Here is a 17,676-nt window from a genome sequence, read left to right on the forward strand (position 1 = left end):
GACCTGACCGGGCGACCTGACCGGGCGACCTGACCGGGCGACCTGACCGGGCGACTTAGCTGGGCGACGGCAGGGGGCCGACGAGGTGCCGGCGGGCGTGGTCGATGGCCGCGACCGTGTCGGGGAAGATCAGGCCGTCGCGGCGCAGTTCCTCGGCCACGCCGAGCGCCGCGAGGACCTGGTCGTGGCCGGTGAGCACGCCGGACAGCAGCACGGCGATGCCGCGGCGGCGCAGGTGGGTGATCGCGTCGCCGAGCACGTGCGCACCGGTCGCATCGATGGTGGTGACCCGCGACATGCGCAGGATCACCACCCGCACGTCGGTGACGTCCGACAGCTCGATGAGGAAGTGGTGCGCGGCGGCGAAGAACAGCGGGCCGTCGAGCCGGTACGCCACGATGTGCTCGGCGAGCAGCCGGTGCTCCTCGTCGCTGTGGTCGCCGGGCTCCAGCGGCACCTGCTCGAGCCGGGCGCTGCGGGCCACCGCCCGCAGGGCCAGCACCGCCGCCACGCCGATGCCGACGGCGACCGCGGTGACCAGGTCGAACACGACCGTCACAGTGAACGTGAGGATCAGCACGAGGGCGTCGCCGCGGGTCGACCGGGCCAGCGCCAGCAGCGTGCCGGCCTCCACCATCCGCACCGTGGTCGCCAGCAGCACCCCGGCGAGCGCGGCGAGCGGGATGCGCGACACCAGCGGCGCGGCCGCCAGCACGATGAGCGCCAGGGCGACCGCGTGGGTCAGTGCCGCCAGCTTCGACCCGGCGCCGGCGCGCACGTTGACGGCGGTGCGGGCGATCGCCGCGGTCGCCGGGATCCCGCCGAACAGCGGCGACGCGAGGTTCGCCAGCCCTTGGCCGAACAGCTCCCGGTCGGGGTCGTGGCGCTGGTTGACGCTCATGCCGTCGGCGACGGTGGCCGACAGCAGGCTCTCCAGCGCCGCGAGGGCCGCCACGGCGAGCGCGGAGGGCAGCAGCGTCCCGACGGCGGCGGGGTCCAGGAAGGACAGCGTCGGCGCGGGCAGGCCGGCCGGCAGCTCGCCGATGCGGGCCAGGCCGAGCGGCGCGACCTGCGCGACGAGCGTCGCCGCGGCGACCGCGAGCAGCGAGAACGGCAGCCCGGGCCGCAGCCGCGCGCCGCACAGCATCACCGCCGCGACGCCCGCGGCGACGCCGACCGGCGCGAGGTGCGGGTCGCGGGCGAAGCGGGCGAGCGCGTCGGCGGCCACGGCCCAGACCTTGTCGCCGTGCGCACCGGCGACGCCGAGCGCGGCCGGCACCTGCTGCAGGGCGATGACGACCGCGATGCCGGCGGTGAACCCCTCGATGACCGGCGTCGGCAGGTACCGCACGGCACGGCCGATCCTGGCCACGGCGAGCACGATCAGCACGACGCCGGCCAGGGCACCGACCATGAGGACCCCGCGGGCGCCGAACCGCTGCACGACGGGCACCAGCACCACGGTCATCGCGCCGGTCGGGCCGGACACCTGCAGGTTGGACCCGCCGAAGACGGCCGCGACCGCGCCCGCCACCACCGCCGTGACCAGGCCCGCCTGGGCGCCCAGGCCCGAGGTCGCGCCGAAGGCCAGGGCGAGCGGCAGGGCGACCACCGCCACCGTCAGCCCGGCCAGCAGGTCCCGGCGTGGGGCGCGGCGCACCGCCGCCCAGTCGGCCGGCTGCGGCAGCAGGCCGGTCAGACGGCGGCCGGCGCCGCGCAGCCCCACCGCCCGGCTCATCGGCCCTGCGGCTCGGCCTGGAGCTGCACCAGCAGCCCTTCCCGGTCGGTCAGCACCGCCCCGAGGATCCGCCGCCCCGCCGCCAGCAGGTCGGCCACCGCCGGGGTGCTCAGCTCGTACACCACCGACGACCCGTCGCGGGCCGACGTCACCAGGCCGGCCCGGCGCAGCACCGCCAGCTGCTGCGACAGGCCCGACGCCTCGACCTCGATCTCGGCCAGCAGGTCACGCACCGGCCTGGGGCCGTCCTGCAGCAGCTCCAGCACGCGGATGCGCACGGGGTGGCCCAGGGTGCGGAACAGCTCGGCCTTCGCCTGGTAGAGGGGCACGGAGGTTGCGCGATTCACCACATGCTCACTTTAGCAGTTGCAAAAATCTGCAACTCGTCCGGCGGGGCCGTGGGCCCGCGGTGAGGGGACCTTCGGCCCGTGTGCCGCGTCAGCACCGGGGTCAGGGTGGGGGAACAGGGACGCACACCCACGGAAGGAGCAGGTCGATGAGTTCGCTGTCGGTACGGGATGTGATGAGCACCGGTGTCGTCACCGTCGCGCCCGATCTCGGGTACAAGCAGATCGTCGACCTGCTCGTCGAGTTCGGGGTGAGCGCGGTGCCGGTCGTCGACGGCCACCGGCACGTGCTGGGCGTGGTGTCCGAGGCGGACCTGCTGCACAAGGTGGAGTTCAACGGCGCCGACGTGCACGCCCGGCTCTTCGAGCGCCGCCGCCACCGGCTGGCCAAGGAGAAGGCGGCCGGCGAGACCGCCGAGTCGCTGATGACCGCCCCGGCCGTCACGATCGGCGCGGACGCCACGCTGACCAGCGCCGCCCAGCTCATGGAGCACCGTGACGTCAAGCGGCTGCCCGTGGTCGACGACGAGGGCAACCTCATCGGCATCGTGTCGCGCCGCGACCTGCTGCGCCGGTACCTGCGCGAGGACGCCGCCATCCGCGCCGACGTCATCGACACCGTGCTGCGCGGCACCATGTGGATCGACCCGATCGAGGTCGACGTCACCGTCACCGGTGGGCACGTCACCCTCGCCGGGACGATCGACCGGCGCAGCAGCGCCCAGATCGCCGTGCGGCTGATCCGCGCCCTCGACGGTGTCGTCGGCGTCACCGACGACGACCTCGCGTGGGGCTTCGACGACACGTCCACCCGGCTCAGCCACGCGTTCGACGCCTGAACGCCGAGCGCCCACCCGACGGGAGGCCGACATGCCAGCACGGATCAGGATCGTCGTGGGGTTCGACGGCTCCGCCGACTCGTGGGCCGCGGCCCGGTTCGCCGCCGCCGAGGCCGCCGCCGGTCACGGCACCGTCCGCCTGGTGCACTCGTTGCTGGACCGGGTCGCCTACGCGACCCTGCTGCCGCCCGACCTGCCGCCGGACCTGACCGCCGACGGCCCGGCGGAGGCCCAGCGGCTGCTCGACCTCGCCCGTGCGGAGCTGGCCGTGGCGTGCCCGGGCGCCGACGTGCAGACGGCGCTCGTCCAGCGGGCGCCCGGCGCGGCGCTGGTGCGCGTGTCCCGCTCCGCCGACCTCGTCGTCCTGGGCCGCCACGGGCACGGCAGGGCACCGGCCGGCGGCGGGTTCCAGCGGGTCCACGCCGGCGCGGTCGCCACGCACGTGATGGCGTACGCGTCGTGCCCCGTCGTCGTCGCGACCGCGGTGGACGCCGAGACGGTGCGCCGCCCGGTCGTGCTCGGCCTGGACGCGGCCGCGCCGTCGGCGCCCGCGATCGCCTGCGCCTTCGAGGCCGCCGCCCGCCGCGGCACCAGCCTGCGCGTCTGCTACGTCAACGCCGGCCGGCTCGGCCCGCGTGACCACCCGCAGGACGACGCCGACGCGCGGCGGCTGCTCAGCCAGGCGCTGTCCGGGTGGCGCGCCGCGTTCCCCGACGTGCCGGTCGCCCTGGACGTCCTGCACGGCGTCGACCCCGCGGCCCGCCTGCTCGACGCGGCCGCGGCGGCGTCGCTGGTCGTCGTGGGCGCCCGGGAACGCGCCGGCGCGCCCGCGCCCGGCCCCGGCGGCGCGGTGCCGGACACGCTCGTGCGCAACGCCACCTGCCCGGTCGCCGTGGTGCGGACCCAGCGGCAGCCGGCCGACCACCCGACCGCGGTCAGCTGAGGCGGGACCTTCGGCATCCCCCATCCGGGCCCTCGGGCACTGTGGCCTCCCGGGCGGGCGCCGAAGGATGAGGGTGCGGACCACAGCGGTCCGCGCCGCCCCGCGGGAAGGATGTGATGACGGTGACCGGGACCCTCGCCCCGCCGCTCGCCGAAGAGATCGACGTGCCCGTCGAAGGGACAGCACCGGCGATCGACCGGCTGGTGACCCGGGCCCTGCGCGCGCTGGACGCCTACGCCGCGCTGAGCCAGGAGCAGATCGACCACATCGTCAAGAAGGCGTCCGTCGCGGCCCTCGGCGAGCACGGCCGCCTCGCCGAGCTGGCGATCGAGGAGACCGGCCGCGGCGTGTTCGAGGACAAGGCGGTCAAGAACGTCTTCGCCTCCGAGCACATCGCGCACAGCCTCGCCGGCCTGCGCACCGTCGGCGTCGTGTCCCGGGACGAGATCAACGGCATCGTCGAGATCGCCGAGCCGGTCGGCGTCGTGTGCGCCGTCACCCCGGTCACGAACCCCACGTCGACCACGGTCTTCAAGGCGCTGATCGCGCTCAAGACCCGCAACCCGGTCGTGTTCGCCTTCCACCCGGCCGCGCAGCGGTGCAGCGCCGAGGCCGCCCGGGTCGTCCGCGACGCCGCGATCGCCGCCGGCGCCCCGCGCGACTGCGTGCAGTGGATCGAGTCGCCGTCCATCGAGGCGACCCAGGCGCTCATGCAGCACCCCGGGGTGGCCGTCATCCTCGCCACCGGCGGCGGCGCGATGGTCCGCGCCGCGTACTCGGCCGGCAAGCCGGCGCTGGGCGTCGGCCCCGGCAACGTGCCCGCGTACATCGAGCGCAGCGCCGACGTGGTGCGCGCCGTGCACGACATCGTGGTGTCCAAGACCTTCGACAACGGCATGATCTGCGCGTCGGAGCAGGCCGTCATCCTCGACGAGGCCGTCGCCGAGCAGGCCGTCGCGCAGTTCGAGCGGCTGCACGCGCACGTCGCGACCCCGCACGAGAAGCAGCTGCTGGAGCAGTTCATCTTCGGTGCCGTCGCCGGCGCCAACTGCGCCGGGGCGAAGCTCAACGCCGACGTCGTCGGCCGCTCCGCGGCCTGGATCGCCGCCGGGGCCGGCTTCGAGGTGCCCGCCGACACGTCGGTCATCCTCGTGCCCGTCGACGGCGTCGGCCCGCACGAGCCGCTGACCCGGGAGAAGCTGTGCCCGGTCCTGGCCATGCTGCGCGCCGGCTCGACGGACGAAGGGTTCCGCCTCGCCGAGCAGATGGTCGAGCTCGACGGGCTCGGGCACAGCGCCGTCATCCACACCGCCGACGCCGCGACCGCGGAGGCCTACGGGCAGCGGGTCCGGGCGGTGCGCATCATCTGGAACTCCCCGTCGTCGCAGGGCGGCATCGGCGACGTGTACAACGCCTTCCTGCCGTCGCTCACGCTGGGGTGCGGCAGCTACGGGCGCAACTCGGTGTCCGGCAACGTGTCCGCGGTCAACCTGCTCAACATCAAGCGGATCGGCCGGCGGACCAACAACCTGCAGTGGTTCAAGGTCCCACCGAAGATCTACTTCGAGCCCAACGCCATCCGGTACCTCGCCGACATGCCCGACGTGCACCGCGTCGCCATCGTCACCGACCCGACGATGACCCGGCTCGGCTACGTCGACCGCATCCGCGGCGTACTGCGCGGCGGCGCCAACCCGGTCACCGTGCAGATCCTCGACAACGTCGAACCGGAGCCGACGATGGCGACCGTCGAACGCGGCGCGGAGCTCATGCGCTCGTTCCGGCCCGACACCATCATCGCGCTCGGCGGCGGGTCGCCGATGGACGCGGCGAAGGTGATGTGGCTGCTGTACGAGCACCCGGGCGTCGAGTTCACCGACATGCGGGAGAAGTTCTTCGACATCCGCAAGCGGGCGTTCACGTTCCCGACCCTGGGCCGGCTGGCCCGGCTCGTGTGCATCCCCACCACCTCCGGCACGGGCGCGGAGATCACCCCGTTCGCCGTCATCACCGACACCGCGACCGGCAAGAAGTACCCCCTGGCCGACTACGCGCTCACCCCGAGCGTGGCGATCATCGACCCGGTGCTGACCGCCGACCTGCCGCCGAACGTCACCGCCGACAGCGGGTTCGACTGCCTCACCCACGCCACCGAGGCGTTCGTGTCCGTGTACGCCAACGACTACACCGACGGCCTGGCCCTGCACGCGATCAAGCTGGTGTTCCAGTACCTGCCGGCCGCCGTGCACCGCGGCAGCAGCGACCCGGTGGCGCGGGAGAAGATGCACAACGCCGGATCGATCGCCGGGATGGCCTTCGGCAACGCGTTCCTCGGCATGGTGCACGCCCTGGCACACACCCTCGGCGCCACGTTCCACATCGCCCACGGGCGCACCAACGCGATCCTGCTGCCGCACGTGATCCGGCACAACGGGCAGGTCCCGGCGAAGCTGACCGCGTGGCCGAAGTACGAGCGGTACGTCGCCCCGGAGCGCTTCCAGCAGATCGCGCAGGCGCTCGGGCTGCCGGCCCGCACGCCGGAGGAGGGCGTGGAGTCCTACGCCGCCGCGGTGGAGCGGCTGCGCGCCGAGGTCGGCATCGAGCCCTCGTTCCAGGCCGCCGGCGTCGACGAGCGGACGTTCCTGGAGGCGCTGCCGCAGCAGGCGATGAACGCCTACCTCGACCAGTGCGCCCCGGCGAACCCGAGGATGCCGATGCTCGACGACCTCCGCGACATCATGCGGACCGCGTACTACGGCACCACCCGGGACTGACCCGGCGCTCCCCGCCCGCCCGGGCCGCCCGGGCGGGCGGGGGAGCCGCGCCGGGTTTGGCGCCGCGGCGGCCGGGTAGCGGCCGCCGGTGGTGATCGGTGCGCGACTGCCCCGCCGCGAGGACGAACGGCTCGTCCGCGGGGCCGGGCGGTTCGTGGCGGACCTGCGCGTCCCGCACTGCCTGGAGGCGGCCTTCGTCCGCGGTGACACGGCGCACGGCCGGCTGCGCGACGTTCGGCTCGACCGGGTCCGGTCGGTGCCGGGCGTGGTCGCCGCCTTCGCCGCCGCCGACCTCGCGGCCGACCTCGCGGCCGTACCGGTGACGCCGCCGATGATGGACCCGCGGTCCGCCCGGGACCGGCCGTGGCCGGCGCTGGCGACCGACCGGGTGCGGCACGTCGGGCAGCCGGTCGCGGTCGTGCTGGCCGCGGACCGGTACGTCGCGGAGGACGGCCGCGACGCCGCCGAGGTCGACATCGAGCCGCTGCCGGTGCTGCTGGACCCGGCGGAGGCCGCCGACGGTGTGCCGCTGTTCGAGGGCCTGAGCAACGTCGCCGGGGTCACGGAGTTCGGCGCGCCGGTCGACGAGGCGGTGTGGCGGGACGCCGCCGTGGTCGTCGAGGGCACCTACCGGCAGCAGCTGCTGGCGCACACCTCCCTGGAGCCGCGGGCGGTGCTCGTGCGCCCGGACGGCGGCGACCGGTTCACCGTGTGGTGCTCGCACCAGGCGCCGCACCGGCTGCGGCGGGATCTCGCCGCGGCGTTCGGGCTGGCGGAGGAGCAGGTCCGGGTGATCGTGCCGGACGTGGGCGGCGCGTTCGGCGGCAAGAGCGAGACGTACCCGGAGTACCTCGCCGTGTTCGCCGCGGCGCGCCGGCTGGACCGGCCGGTGCGGTGGCTGGAGGACCGGGCGGAGGCGCTGGCCGGCCCGCCGCACGGCCGCGGGCAGCATCAGCGGACCCGGATGGCCGCCACCGCCGACGGCCGGATCCTCGCCTACGAGCTGCTCGTCGACGCGGACATCGGCGGGTACCCGCACACCGGCGCGTTCGTGCCGTGGGCGACGTCCATGATGGCCAACGGCGCGTACGTCATCCCGCACCTGTACGTGCGGGCCCGCGCGGTGCTGACGACGACCGCGCCGACCGCCCCGTACCGGGGTGCCGGCAGGCCCGAGGCGGCGTCGGCGATCGAACGCACCGTCGACCTGCTCGCCCACCGGCTCGGCCTTGACCCGGCGGAGCTGCGGCGGCGCAACCTCATCCCGCCGGACGCGTTCCCGTACCCGACGGTCACCGGGTACACCTACGACAGCGGCGACTACGCGACCGCCCTCGACGTCGCGCTGCGCGCCGTCGGCTACGACGGGTGGCGGGCGGAGCAGGCCCGGCGGCGCGGCACCGGCGGCACCCCGCTGGGCATCGGCCTGTGCACGTACGTCGAGCGGTCAGGGGCGGGCGGGGAGTTCGGGGCGGTGGAAGCCTGCCCGGACGGCACGTTCGTGGCGGTGTCGGGCTGCTGCTCCACCGGGCAGGGGCACGAGACCTCCTTCCCGCAGGTGGTCGCCTCGGTCCTGGGCGTCGCGCCGCGGCGGGTCCGGCTGGTCGAGCGGGACACGGCGCTGGTGCCGGAGGGCATCGGCTCCTACGCCAGCAGGTCCATGCAGACCGGCGGGGCCGCCCTGCAGCGGGCCGCCGGCAAGCTCGTCGACGAGGCCCGCCGGCGTGCGGGCGAGCTGTGGGGACTGCCCGTCACGGCGGTCGAGCACCACGCCGGCACGCTGTCGTGCGGCGGGCACCGGCTGTCCATGCAGGAGCTCGTGGCGGCGACCGGGGCGCTGCGCGCCGAGGAGACGTCCGCGCCGCCGGAGGCGTTCCCGTTCGGGGCGTACGCCGCCGTCGTCGAGGTCGAACCGGAGCTGGGCGAGGTCCGGGTGCTGCGGCTCGTCGCGGTCGACGACTACGGCGTCGTGGTCAACCCGCTGATCGTGGACGGCCAGGGCCGCGGCTCCGCGGTGCAGGGCCTCGGGCAGGCGCTGTTCGAGGAGTTGCGCTACGACGCCGAGGGGCGGCCGGAGCAGCGCGGGCTGCTCGACTACCTGCTGCCCACCGTGTCGGAGCTGCCGCCGATGACGTTCGAGGAGACCTGCACGCCGAACCCGAACACCCCGCTGGGCGCCAAGGGCGCGGGCGAGGCCGGCTGCATCGGCGTGCCGCCGGCGCTGGTCAACGCCGTCGCCGACGCCCTGCAGCTCGACGACCGCGACGCGCTGCAGATGCCGCTCACCCCGTACACCTGCTGGTCCGCGGCCCGGGTGGCGGTGCGGTGAAGCCGCCGGCGTTCGGCTACGTCGTCGCGCACACCGCGGGCGAGGCCGTCGACGCGCTCGCCGACGGCGGCACCCAGGTGCTGGCCGGTGGGCAGAGCCTGGTCCTGGAGCTGAACCACCGCGCCGCACGGCCGGCCAGGCTGGTCGACATCAACCGGGTGCCGGGCTTCGACCGGCTCACCGTCGCCGACGGCGGCCTGCGGGTCGGGCCGCTGGTGCGGCACAGCGCCTTCGCGGACCTGGACCACGGGCCGCTCGGGACGCTGCTGGGCCGGGTCGTGCGGCACATCGCCCACCCGCCGATCCGGGCCCGGGGCACCATGCTGGGCAGCCTCGCCTACGCCCACCCGGCCGCCGAGTGGGCCGCCGTGGCCACCGCGCTCGACGGGCGCCTCGTGCTCACCGGCGCCGGCGGCACGCGCATCGTCGCCGCCGAGGACTTCTCCACCGGGCCGTTCGCCACCGTACGACGCCCCGACGAGCTGCTCACCGAGGTGCGGCTGGCGCTGCTGCCGGCCGGCACCGGAGTGGGGTTCGCCGAGCACCGCCGCACCCACGCCAGCTTCGCCCAGCTCGCCGCGCTCGCCACGCTCACCGTCCGCGGCGGCCGGGTGGGCGCGGCGCGGGTGGGCCTGGTCAACGCCGCCGACCGGCCGGTGCGCGCCCGGGCCGCGGAGCGCGTCCTGCTCGACCGGCCCCTCGACACGGCGGCGTTCGCCGAGGCCGGGCGGGTCGCGGCCACCGAGGACGCGGACCCGCGCCCGCAGCCGTACGCCGACGTCGCCTACCAGCGGCACGCCGTCGCCGTGCTCGTCCGCCGGGCGCTCGACGCGGCCCACCGTGACCTCACCCCGACCGGAGGATGAGCCGTGCGCGTCAGCCTGACCGTCAACGACCACCGGTACGACCTGGACGTCGAACCCCGCCGCACCCTCGCCGACGCGCTGCGCGACGACTGCGGTCTCACCGGCACCCACCTCGGCTGCGAGCACGGGGTCTGCGGCGCGTGCACGGTGCTGGTCGACGGCGTCGCGGTCCGCTCGTGCCTGATGCTCGCCGTGCAGTGCGACGGCACCGGTGTGCGGACCGTCGAAGGGCTCGCCGCGGCGGACGGCACGCCGCACCCGTTGCAGGCGGCGTTCCACGCCGAACACGCGCTGCAGTGCGGTTTCTGCACCCCCGGGTTCCTGATGCTGGCCGCCGGTGCCCTCGGGTCGGACCCGGGCCTGGTGGACGACCCGGAGCGGCTGCGCGAGCTGCTGACCTCGAACCTGTGCCGGTGCACCGGCTACGAGGCGATCCGCCGGGCCGTCGTCCGCGCCGCCGCGGCGGACTGACCCGCGCGGCGGTGACCGTCGATGCCGGGGACCGGTGGTCCCATCGATACGGGACCACCGGCCCTGCCGCCGGGACGGCGCGCGGACGAGAGTTGGCGGTGAGCCCACCGACAGGGAGCCTGCCATGACACAGCATCTGCGAGCCGAGATCGACCAGGTCGCCGAGGCCTCGATCGCGGCACTGCGCGCCCCGTCCATCCTCAACACCCAGCCGTGGCGGTGGCGGCTGGCCGGCAACCACGCCGAGCTGTGGGCCGACCGGTCCCGCCAGCTCGACGGGCTGGACCCCGACGGCAGGCTCCTGCTGCTCAGCTGCGGCACCGCGCTGCACCACGCCACCGTGGCGCTGCTCGCCGCCGGCTTCGCCGCCGACATCGCCAGGCTGCCCGACCCGGCCCGGCCGGACCTGGTCGCCCGGATCCGGCAGGGGCAGCCGTGCCCGCCGGACAACCGGCTGTACCGCTCGATCTACCGGCGGCGCACCGACCGCCGCCCGTTCAGCGACGACCGGCCGTCCCAGGCAGTCCTGGACGAGCTGCGCGCGGCGGCCGAGCGGCACGGCGTGCACCTGCACGTGGTCCGCGACGACCAGCTGACCGCGTTCGCCTCGGCCGTCGCCCACGCCGGCGACGTCGAGCACGGCGACGCCCGCTTCCGCGACGACCTGCTCACCTGGACGACCCGTACCCGCGAGGACCGCGACGGCGTGTCGGCCCGCAGCGCGGTGCCGGCCGTCCGCCGCACCATCGCGCCGCGCGACTTCGAGCTGGCCCGCCCGGCCGCGCTCGACCCGGGCCCCGGCACCGACCGCGGCACCGTCTACGCCGTCCTCGCCGTCGACGCCGAGGAACCCGCCGACTGGGTCGCCGCCGGCGAGGCGCTGTCCGACGTGTGGCTCACGCTCACCGCCGGCGGCCTGGCCGCCTCGCCGATCAGCGAGGTCGTCGAGGTGGTGGCGGTGCGGGTGGCGCTGCGCCGGCTGCTCGGCGGCGTCGGCCACCCGGCGATCGCCCTGCGGGTCGGCGTCCCCGTCGACGGCATCGACCCGGTGCCCGCGTCCGTGCGCCGCTCCGGCACCGACACCATCGGCCCGCCCGGGCAGTGAGCTGTTCACCCGATGATCCCCGCACCGCGTCGTCCGGCGGCGTAGGGTCGGGATGGTATGCCCGGGACGGACTGCTGCCGTACACGACCACAGCCTGAACACGCATATCGGAGAAAGGACGTCCGGTGACCACTGTCGCGGACCGCACCACCGACGAGAACCTGACCGCCGCGCTCGCCCGGCCGACCGACGACGAGGTCGCGCAACTGGACGCATGGTGGCGCGCGAACAACTACCTCACGGTGGGCCAGATCTACCTGCAGGGCAACCCGCTGCTGCGCCGCCCCCTCGAGCCGGGTGACATCAAACCCCGGCTGCTCGGGCACTGGGGCACCAGCCCAGGCCTGTCGCTGATCTACGCGCACGTGTCGCGGCTCATCCGCCGCACCGGCCAGGAGGCGATCTACCTCGCCGGACCCGGCCACGGCGGGCCCGCGCTGGTGGCCGCCGGCTACCTGGAAGGCACCTACAGCGAGATCTACCCGGCCGTGTCGCAGGACGAGGCGGGGGTGCTGCGGCTGTTCCGGCAGTTCTCCAGCCCCGGCGGCATCCCCAGCCACGTCTCGGTCACCACCCCCGGCTCCATCCACGAGGGCGGCGAGCTCGGGTACGTGCTGGTCCACGCGTTCGGCTCGGTGATGGACAACCCCGACCTGCTGACGATCGCCGTGGTCGGCGACGGCGAGGCGGAGACCGGCCCCCTGGAGGGCTCCTGGAAGGGCATCTCCTTCCTCAACCCCACCCGCGACGGCGCCGTCCTGCCGATCCTGCACCTCAACGACGCGAAGATCGCCGGTCCGACCGTGCTGGGCCGCAAGGACCCGGCCGAGGTGCGGTCCCTGCTGGAGGGGCACGGCTACGAGGTCATCGAGGTCACCGGCGACGACCTGCCCGGCATGCACCACCGCTTCGCCGCCGCCCTCGCCGACGCGTGGAGCCGCATCCGCGCCATCCAGCGCGCCGCCCGCGACGGCGAATGGGACGGCAAGCGCCCGCACTGGCCCATGATCATCCTGCGGTCGCCGAAGGGCTGGACCGGACCCGACCAGGTCGACGGCATCCAGGTCACCGGCACGTGGCGCTCCCACCAGGTGCCGCTGTCCGGCGTCAAGGACAACCCGGAGCACCTGGAGATCCTGGAGCGGTGGCTGCGCTCGTACCGGCCGGAGGAGCTCTTCGACGCCTCCGGCGCCCCGGTCGACCTGGTGCGGGGCCTCGCCCCCGACGGCGACCTGCGCATGAGCGCCAGCCCGCACGCCAACGGCGGCCTGCTCACCCGCGACCTCGACCTGCCGGACTTCCGCGACTACGCCGTCGAGGTGGGCACCCCCGGCGACTCGCACGCCGAGTCGACCCGGCGGCTCGGGGAGATGCTGCGCGACGTGTACCGCGCCAACCCCGACCGGTTCCGGCTCTTCTGCCCCGACGAGACCAACAGCAACCGGCTCGGCGCCGTGTTCGAGGTCTCCGACCGGGCGTTCGCCGAGCGGGTCACCGACGCCGACGTCGCGATCAGCCGCGACGGGCGGGTCATGGAGGTGCTCTCGGAGCACAACTGCCACGGCTGGCTCGAGGGGTACAACCTGACCGGCCGGCACGGCATGTTCGCCACCTACGAGGCGTTCGCGATGGTGTCGGCGTCCCAGACCGTCCAGCACGGCAAGTGGCTGCAGGAGGCGAAGCGGCTGCCCTGGCGGGCGAAGGTCCCCAGCCTCAACGTCCTGCTCACCTCGACCGCCTGGCGCAACGACCACAACGGCTTCTCCCACCAGGGTCCCGGCCTCATCCAGGTCGTGCTCACGCAGCGCGGTGACGTCGCCCGGGTGTACCTGCCGCCGGACGCCAACTGCCTGCTGTCCGTCGCCGACCACTGCCTGCGGTCGCGCTCGTACATCAACCTCATCGTCATCGACAAGCAGCCGCAGCTGCAGTGGCTGACGATGGAGCAGGCCACGGCCCACTGCGCGCAGGGCGCCGGCATCTGGGACTGGGTCGGCACCGACGACGGCAGCACCGACCCCGACATCGTCCTGGCCTGCGCCGGTGACGTCGTCACCATGGAGACCGTCGCCGCGGCCCAGATCCTGAAGGCCCGGCTGCCGAAGCTCAAGGTCCGCGTCGTCAACGTGGTCGACCTGATGACGCTGCCCCGGCCGAAGGACCACCCGCACGGGATGAGCTCGACCCGGTTCACGGAGCTGTTCACCGACACCGTCGACGTCGTCTTCGCCTTCCACGGCTACCCGGGCGCCATCCACCAGCTGGTGCACGGCCGTCCCGACGCCGACCGGTTCCGGGTCCGCGGCTTCATCGAGGAGGGCACCACCACGACCCCGTTCGACATGACGGTGCGCAACCGGGCCTCGCGCTACCACCTCGTGATGGACGCCATCAACAACGCCAAGCGGCTGCCCCGCGGCGCCGCCGAGCTGAAGGCGTGGTGCGAGCAGAAGCTCGCCGAGCACGAGGCGTACGTGGTCGAGCACCTCGAGGACATGCCCGAGGTGCGCGGCTGGACCCTCGGCGACTGGGCCCAGCAGGGATGAGCACGGCGAGTGAGGCGCTTGCCCGGGCGGCGGACACCGCCCGGCTGGCGCCGTCCGTGCACAACACGCAACCGTGGCGGTGGGTCGTGCGGGGCGACTCGCTGGAGCTGTACGCGGTGACCGACCGCCAGCTGCGCGAGCAGGACCCGGCGGGCCGCCTCATGCTGCTCAGCTGCGGCGCGGCGCTGCACCACGCCCGCGTCGCCCTGGACGCCGCGGGCTGGACCCACACGGTGCGGCGGCCGGCCGGCGAGCCGCTCGCGGTCGTGCAGGCGGCGGCGCCCGGCCCCGCCGACCCGGCCGCGATGCGCCGGCTGCAGCTGCTGCAGGTGCGGCGCACCGACCGCCGGGCGGTCAGCGACGAGCCGGTCGCCCCCGAGGCCGTGCAGGCCATCACCGCCGCCGCCACGGCCGGCGGCGCCCGGCTGCACGTGCTCAACCGCGACCAGGTCCTCGAGCTCGCCGTCATGATCGAGCACGCCGGCGACGCGGAGCGCCACGACGAGCGGATGCGGGCCGAGACCGCGTCCTGGGTCGGCGGCGAACGGCCCGCCGGCACCGGCCTGCCCGACGCCGTCATCCCGGTGGAGCTGCCCCTGACCACCGTCGCCGAGCGCGACTTCGGGGTCAGCGGCACCCTGCAGGCCGGCACCGGCCACGACACGGCCGCCGCCTACGCCGTGCTGTACGGCGACGGCGACGAACCCGCCGACTGGCTGCGCGCCGGCGAGGCGCTCAGCGAGGTCTGGGTCGCCGCGACCGACCACGGCGCGGCGGTGCTGCCGCTGAGCAGCCCCATCGAGCTGGACTTCACCCGGCAGGCGCTGCGGCGCATGCTGGGCGAGGTCGGCTACCCGTTCCTGGTCATGCGCCTGGGCACCACCGACCCCGACCACGCGGGGCCGGCGCACACCCCCCGACTGCCGGTCGAGCAGGTCATCGAGATCGTCGAGGACTGACCGGGTCACCGCCGCCGTCCGCCGGGCTCTCCGCAGCCCGGCGGGCGGCTTCGCGTCGTCGCCCGTGCCCGTGCGGCTGCGGCGCCGCACCGTCGCCGGCTGAGCTGAGCTCGACCCGCCAGCGGCCGGGCAGGGCGAACGTGACCGCCGCGCCGGTCGGGTCGGTGAGCACCGCGACGTCGGCGCCGCCGTGCAGGACCATCGCCAGGGGAGCCTCCGCCGCTCAGTCGGTGACGGCCCCGTCGGGCCCGGCCCAGGTGACTCAGTCCTGCGGCGACACCGGGACCGGGTCGACCCGCCAGATCCGCTCGCGGTAGTCGCGGACCGTGCGGTCGGCGGAGAAGAAGCCGCACCGGGCCGTGTTCACCACCGACATCCTGGTCCACCGCTCGGTGTCGCACCAGGCGGCGTCGACGGCGTCCTGACAGTCCACATAGGAGCGGTAGTCGGCCAGGGCGAGGTACTCGTCGTAGGTGAGCATGACGTGGACGATGTCGGCGAACTCGGCCCGGTCGCCGTGGGAGAACACCCCGCCGGCGATGGCGTCGACGGCGGCGCGCAGCTCCTCGTCGTTTTCGTAGTGCCGCCGCGGCGAACAGCCCTCGGCCCGGACCGCGGCGGCCTCGCCGGCGTCGAGCCCGAACAGGAAGAAGTTGTCCGCCCCGACCCGGTCGCGGATCTCGATGTTGGCGCCGTCGAGCGTACCGATGGTCAGCGCGCCGTTCAGGGCGAGCTTCATGTTGCCGGTGCCGGACGCCTCGGTGCCGGCGAGCGAGATCTGCTCGGACAGGTCCGCGGCCGGGACGATCAGCTCCGCGCGGGTGACGTTGTAGTCGGGCAGGAACACCACGCGCAGGTGCCGGGACACGACGGGGTCGGCGTTCACCGTGGCGGCCACCGCGTTGACCAGCCGCATCAGCCGTTTCATCGCGTGGTAGCCGGGCGCGGCCTTGCCGGCGACGACGAACGAGCGGGGGACCCGGTCGGCGTCCGGGTCGGCGTGGATGCGGTTGAAGAGCGTGACCACGTGCAGGATCTTGAGCAACTGCCGCTTGTAGGCGTGGAACCGTTTGATCATCACGTCGCACATGGCGTCGGGGTCGAGCACCACGCCGGTCGCCTGCGCGGCGTAGACGGCCAGGGCCGCCTTGTTGCGGCGCTTGACGGAGCGCCACCGGTCCAGCAGCGCCGGGTGCTCCGTCACGGCGGTCAGGCCCTCGAGCCGCTCGAGGTCGGTGAGCCAGCGGTCGTCGCCGAGCTCGGCGGTGATGAGCGCGGACAGCCGCGGGTTGGCCAGCCGCAGGAACCGTCGCGGGCTGACGCCGTTGGTGACGTTGTGGAAGCGGTCCGGCCACAGCTGCGCGAAGTCCGTCAGCGTGGTGTCCGCCAGCAGCCTGGAGTGCAGCTCGGCGACGCCGTTCACCGCGAAGCTGCCGACGGTGGCGAGGTGGGCCATGCGCACGCTGCGGACCGGCTCCTCCTGCACGATCGACAGGCGGCGGACCTTCTCGGTGTCGCCGGGGTAGCGGTGCCGGACCTCGTCGAGGAAGAAGTGGTTGATCGCGTAGATGATCTCCATGTGCCGGGGCAGCAGCCGCTGGACGAGGTCCGTCGGCCAGGTCTCCAGCGCCTCCGGCATGAGGGTGTGGCAGGTGTAGGCGAACGTCCGCCGGGTGATCGACCACGCCTGCTCCCACGCCACCCCGTGCTCGTCGACGAGCAGCCGCATCAGCTCGGCGACCGCCATGACCGGGTGCGTGTCGTTGAGCTGGATCACCACCTTGTCGGCGAGGCCGTCCCAGCGGGAGTTGCGCAGGTGGTACCGCCGGATGATGTCGCGCAACGAGCAGGAGACCAGGAAGTACTGCTGTTTCAGGCGCAGCTCGCGGCCGGGCTCGGTGCTGTCGTCGGGGTACAGCACCTTGCTGATGTTCTCCGAGCGGACGATGTCCTCGACGGCCTCGACGTACTCGCCGGCGCTGAACCGTTCGAGGTTGAACGACTGGCGGCTGGCCCGGGCCTGCCACAGGCGGATGATGTTGACCGTCTGCGTGCCGTACCCGGGGACCAGCATGTGGCTCGGCTCGCCGCGCACCACCTCGCCGGGGATCCAGCGGCGCCGCAGGCCGGTCGGGTCGTCCTCCACCGGCTCCGTCGTGCCGTAGAAGCCGACCAGCTGCCGGTCGTCGGGCGCGGCGAACTCCCACGGGTTGCCGTAGAACGCCCAGTCGTCGGGGCGCTCCAGCTGGCCGCCGCCGTCGGTGAACGCCTGCTTGAAGATGCCGAACTCGTACCGGATGCCGTAGCCGACCGCCGGGATGTCCGACGTGGCGAGGGCGTCCAGCAGGCAGGCGGCGAGCCGGCCCAGCCCGCCGTTGCCGAGGCCGGGCTCCACGTCGTAGCGGGCCAGCTCGTCCAGCGACAGGCCGAGCTCGGACACGATGGCGGCGAGCGGCTCCTCGGTGTCGGTGCTGAGCATGTTCTGGGTCAGCTGCCGGCCCAGCATGTACTCGGCCGACAGGTAGTACAGGAACCGCGGGTTCGCGGCGTAGTGCGCCGCCGTGGTGCGCGCGTACCGGTCCACGAGCCGGTCACGGACGGTCAGGGCGAGCGTGTAGTAGGCGTCGTAGCTGCTGGCCGACTGGGTGGTCGTGCCGCGCTGGTAGTAGAGGTTGCTGACCAGCTCCTGTTCGAGGTGCTCCCGGGTGGTGCCGACGGCCCTGCGCTTCGCTCTGGTGTGGACGGTGGTCACGGTGGTC

13 protein-coding genes are annotated in these 17,676 nt (G+C 74.4%); 9 read left to right on the top strand and 4 right to left on the bottom strand.

Annotated elements, in window-relative coordinates; all coding sequences use genetic code 11:
- Positions 1-55: 55 nt before the first annotated feature.
- Complete coding sequence (locus OP18_RS17780) at positions 56-1,738, bottom strand: SulP family inorganic anion transporter (RefSeq protein ID WP_033360055.1); 1,683 nt, start codon at positions 1,736-1,738, stop codon at positions 56-58.
- The gene (locus OP18_RS17785; RefSeq protein WP_245635421.1) at positions 1,735-2,088 is read right to left on the bottom strand and encodes an ArsR/SmtB family transcription factor; all 354 of its coding nucleotides are present in this window, start codon (positions 2,086-2,088) and stop codon (positions 1,735-1,737) included. The genes OP18_RS17780 and OP18_RS17785 overlap by 4 nt, the downstream gene beginning before the upstream one ends.
- Positions 2,089-2,234: 146 nt before the next feature.
- On the opposite strand from OP18_RS17785, the gene OP18_RS17790 reads away from it, so the two are divergent.
- The 9 genes from OP18_RS17790 to OP18_RS17830 all read left to right on the top strand — a co-directional run bounded on the left by OP18_RS17790 (position 2,235) and on the right by OP18_RS17830 (position 14,917).
- Entirely contained in the window at positions 2,235-2,924 is a 690-nt protein-coding gene (locus OP18_RS17790) for a CBS domain-containing protein (protein WP_033360056.1), read from the top strand.
- Between the two features lie 31 nt (positions 2,925-2,955).
- A complete protein-coding gene (locus OP18_RS17795) occupies positions 2,956-3,867 on the top strand; it encodes a universal stress protein (RefSeq protein WP_081970851.1) in 912 nt (303 codons plus the stop codon).
- Between the two features lie 116 nt (positions 3,868-3,983).
- On the top strand, positions 3,984-6,641 hold the full coding sequence (adhE, locus tag OP18_RS17800) for a bifunctional acetaldehyde-CoA/alcohol dehydrogenase (protein WP_052386892.1): 2,658 nt from the start codon (positions 3,984-3,986) through the stop codon (positions 6,639-6,641).
- A gap of 88 nt (positions 6,642-6,729) precedes the next feature.
- Positions 6,730-8,970: a xanthine dehydrogenase family protein molybdopterin-binding subunit gene (locus OP18_RS17805; RefSeq protein WP_211273578.1), complete on the top strand. Its 2,241-nt coding sequence runs from the start codon at positions 6,730-6,732 to the stop codon at positions 8,968-8,970.
- The gene (locus OP18_RS17810; protein ID WP_033360058.1) at positions 8,967-9,836 is read left to right on the top strand and encodes an FAD binding domain-containing protein; all 870 of its coding nucleotides are present in this window, start codon (positions 8,967-8,969) and stop codon (positions 9,834-9,836) included. Before OP18_RS17805 ends, OP18_RS17810 begins: the two co-directional genes overlap by 4 nt.
- 3 nt (positions 9,837-9,839) lie before the next feature.
- The gene (locus OP18_RS17815) at positions 9,840-10,307 is read left to right on the top strand and encodes a (2Fe-2S)-binding protein (RefSeq protein ID WP_033360059.1); all 468 of its coding nucleotides are present in this window, start codon (positions 9,840-9,842) and stop codon (positions 10,305-10,307) included.
- 124 nt (positions 10,308-10,431) lie between these two features.
- Entirely contained in the window at positions 10,432-11,412 is a 981-nt protein-coding gene (locus OP18_RS17820; RefSeq protein WP_033360060.1) for an Acg family FMN-binding oxidoreductase, read from the top strand.
- A gap of 125 nt (positions 11,413-11,537) precedes the next feature.
- A complete protein-coding gene (locus OP18_RS17825; RefSeq protein ID WP_052386893.1) occupies positions 11,538-13,958 on the top strand; it encodes a phosphoketolase family protein in 2,421 nt (806 codons plus the stop codon).
- A complete protein-coding gene (locus tag OP18_RS17830) occupies positions 13,955-14,917 on the top strand; it encodes an Acg family FMN-binding oxidoreductase (RefSeq protein WP_033360061.1) in 963 nt (320 codons plus the stop codon). Before OP18_RS17825 ends, OP18_RS17830 begins: the two co-directional genes overlap by 4 nt.
- Here OP18_RS17830 and OP18_RS17835 read toward each other — a convergent pair.
- Together OP18_RS17835 and OP18_RS17840 are read right to left on the bottom strand one after the other, a co-directional pair.
- Positions 14,895-15,119, bottom strand: a complete 225-nt coding sequence (locus OP18_RS17835; protein ID WP_033360062.1) for a hypothetical protein — start codon at positions 15,117-15,119, stop codon at positions 14,895-14,897. The genes OP18_RS17830 and OP18_RS17835 overlap by 23 nt on opposite strands.
- Before the next feature lie 60 nt (positions 15,120-15,179).
- Positions 15,180-17,669, bottom strand: coding sequence for a glycogen/starch/alpha-glucan phosphorylase (locus OP18_RS17840; protein ID WP_033360063.1), 2,490 nt, complete (start codon positions 17,667-17,669; stop codon positions 15,180-15,182).
- Positions 17,670-17,676: the final 7 nt, after the last annotated feature.

The organism is Dactylosporangium aurantiacum, from assembly GCF_000716715.1.
In the GTDB taxonomy this organism is placed as follows: Bacteria; Actinomycetota; Actinomycetes; order Mycobacteriales; family Micromonosporaceae; genus Dactylosporangium; species Dactylosporangium aurantiacum.